The following is a 2,198-nucleotide window of genomic DNA, read 5'->3' as shown; positions in this document are numbered from 1 at the left end:
ATCTGGTGATAATGGCTTGAAGGTAACACCCGTTCCCATTCCGAACACGACGGTTAAGCTTCAATGCGCCGATGATACTACAAGGGAGGCCTTGTGGGAAAGTAGGTCGTCGCCAGGTTAGTATATGGCTCGATAGCTCAGTCGGTAGAGCAGAGGACTGAAAATCCTCGTGTCCCTGGTTCGATTCCTGGTCGAGCCACCAAAAGCATATCTTTATAAGATATGCTTTATTATTTTTTGTATTAAAATTAAATATGTTAAAAAACTATAAAAGTAAAGGAATTGAGAAATTTTTTTGCTTTTTATTTATTATAGTATCTAGAGTAAGGCTATGTGACATGTTTCGTGGTAAAATATAGGATTAATGAAAAGGAAATAGATGATATATATTATAGGAAACTTTTATTGCCGGATTTATCAGAATATGATATGAGAGGAGGATATTTCCCTAATATCATTATATGTACAAGAATATATTGATAAAAATTATGAAGTAAGAATCACAAATAGACATACCTAAGGAAATTGAAGAAAAATGTGTGAATATGATGGAAATAGAGTATTAAATTATTATATAAGTTAGATTTAAATAGATATAATGAGTTTATAGGATATCTTTTTCAGAATGAAAATAATAGAAAGAATATTTCATATAATAAAATTAATACTTATATGACTATAATGCTAACAATAATTCCATGTTAATAGTAGCATTAAATTTTCAAGTAAATAATAACATAATTTACAATTATAATAATTCAACTAGCTCAATAGTAGAAATTGATATTAATAAGTTAGAAAAAAAGGATGAGGCAACGGTTAAGACTATTAATCTTGTTAATGAGGAAATATATGATAAAGATATTTTTAAGATAGTAATTATATATAATAATGAAAAAATTTTAGATAATAAATCTTTTAAGGCAATATATAATTATTTCAATATTTATAAAAAAGAAAGGGACATACTATTATTAAAAGAAACTAGTGATATAGAGAATAGTAAAATAGGAATAATAACTAAATATGAGACAAGCAGTATAATAGAAACAATTGAGAATAGTGATCCAGATGAGTTTGTATATTAGGTAAATGGAGTAAGTTATATGAAATTAGACAAAAGAGAAAGATATATATAATATATAAGGAGTTAAAGTATTATAAAAATGATATTAAATTAATCAACAGAAAAGTTTATGTGATTAAACATAATAGCCAATACATAATTTTTTAATTGATGATATTGAATGTATAGTATAATCATTAAATCATTTAAAGTTATCTTGTGACAAGATAAAGGTATTTATAAAAAAGGAATTAAAGTGCTAGAGAAATGAGATAGAACACTATATTGATTCGTTTTATAATGGAGATGTATATAATAAATAAATTATATTATTGATGGTATTATCAATAGAAAAGTGTACTATTATTTAGTAAAAAATATGAGATACTCTCTTATAAGTGAGATATCTCTTTTTTGTTTGAGATGGATTCTTTTAGTCTATAACCATCCCCATACAAAAGTACTATTTGGCTATTATGAATTAATCTATCTATAATTGCTGTTGGCATGAGTTCATTGTAGAAGATCTTTGGCCATTCTTCAAATCTTAGATTAGTCATAATTATAATCTAGCTTTTTTCATAGCATTCTAAAAATGTTTGTAACATCAACTTATATTCGTAAAAAGAATATATTGATATAAAGTTTCCCAATGATTAGACAGGTGTATTGATATGCTTGTCTATATTAAATATGTAATTTATATAAAATACTACTCCTGGCGTATCAATATATCAGATATTAAGAAAAACCATGAAAAAATGAGTATAATCGACTTAATTTTCTGTAACAATCAATAATATCATTATAGTAAAAATTAAATCATGATACTATTATCTTCGTCGCAAGGAAAGAAAAAACTTGGAACTAAGCAAAAAACTTAGAAATAAGTTAAAAAAACTTGTTGACAAGGATAAAGAAAAATGATACTATATAAAAGTCGCTTGAAGCGGCAATGGTCTTTGAAAATTAAACAGAGGAATGAAACCAGTCGATTCTAAAGAGAATCAACGAATGAGCAAATGATTAAACTTATAAATTGAGAGTTTGATCCTGGCTCAGGACGAACGCTGGCGGCGTGCCTAACACATGCAAGTCGAGCGAGAGGAATCCCTTCGGGGATGAATCTAGC

2 protein-coding genes, 1 tRNA gene and 2 rRNA genes are annotated in these 2,198 nt (G+C 26.9%); 4 read left to right on the top strand and 1 reads right to left on the bottom strand.

Annotation, left to right across the window (positions count from 1 at the left end; genetic code table 11):
- The first annotated feature begins 1 nt into the window (after position 1).
- The 3 genes from rrf to KQI86_RS19945 all read left to right on the top strand — a co-directional run bounded on the left by rrf (position 2) and on the right by KQI86_RS19945 (position 1,088).
- Positions 2-118 (top strand): 5S ribosomal RNA (gene rrf / locus KQI86_RS19955).
- 8 nt (positions 119-126) lie between these two features.
- Positions 127-202 (top strand) — tRNA-Phe (locus tag KQI86_RS19950).
- A gap of 496 nt (positions 203-698) precedes the next feature.
- Positions 699-1,088 (top strand): hypothetical protein, encoded by a 390-nt coding sequence (locus KQI86_RS19945; protein WP_216441164.1) that lies wholly within the window; start codon positions 699-701, stop codon positions 1,086-1,088.
- Positions 1,089-1,458: 370 nt separating this feature from the next.
- Here the strand turns inward: KQI86_RS19945 and KQI86_RS19940 are convergent, their stop codons facing one another.
- Positions 1,459-1,626, bottom strand: a complete 168-nt coding sequence (locus tag KQI86_RS19940) for an ATP-binding protein (RefSeq protein ID WP_216441163.1) — start codon at positions 1,624-1,626, stop codon at positions 1,459-1,461.
- Between the two features lie 475 nt (positions 1,627-2,101).
- Between KQI86_RS19940 and KQI86_RS19935 the strand changes: the two genes are divergently transcribed.
- Positions 2,102-2,198: ribosomal RNA gene (locus tag KQI86_RS19935) — 16S ribosomal RNA — on the top strand; the annotation flags it as partial.

Source organism: Clostridium mobile, from assembly GCF_018918285.1.
In the GTDB taxonomy this organism is placed as follows: Bacteria; Bacillota; Clostridia; order Clostridiales; family Clostridiaceae; genus Clostridium_AW; species Clostridium_AW mobile.
The sequence above is the reverse complement of the archived record's forward strand: the minus strand, read 5'-3'. Positions and strand labels throughout refer to the sequence as shown.

Coding starts and splice junctions, on each gene's coding strand:
- KQI86_RS19940 (WP_216441163.1), bottom strand. CDS start 1,626: ATGACTAATCTAAGATTTGAAGAATGGCCAAAGATCTTCTACAATGAA.
- KQI86_RS19945 (WP_216441164.1), top strand. CDS start 699: ATGTTAATAGTAGCATTAAATTTTCAAGTAAATAATAACATAATTTAC.